This is a genomic window from Vibrio sp. 10N.222.55.C6 (genome assembly GCF_041473395.1).
Classification (GTDB): domain Bacteria; phylum Pseudomonadota; class Gammaproteobacteria; order Enterobacterales; family Vibrionaceae; genus Vibrio; species Vibrio crassostreae_C.
Window position 1 is genome coordinate 1 of record NZ_JBFRSD010001149.1, and the last position, 243, is coordinate 243.

Here is a 243-nt window from a genome sequence, read left to right on the forward strand (position 1 = left end):
CACACAAAGTGCTGGCTCGATACTTGAGTCGATCAGTGCGATTGCAGAGCAAACCAACCTGCTTGCGCTTAATGCGGCAATTGAAGCTGCACGCGCTGGTGAACAAGGCCGTGGTTTTGCTGTCGTTGCTGATGAAGTAAGAACGTTAGCATCAAGAACTCAATCATCTACACAAGAAATTCAATCTGTACTCTTACAGTTACAAGACCAAGCAAAAACTGCGTCATCGATTATTTCTGATAG

General features: G+C 44.9%; 1 protein-coding gene. It reads left to right on the forward strand.

Going from position 1 to position 243, the window contains the following annotated elements; genetic code table 11:
* A partial coding sequence (locus tag AB4486_RS27945) for a methyl-accepting chemotaxis protein (protein ID WP_372120068.1) occupies positions 1-243 on the forward strand: 243 nt, incomplete at both ends.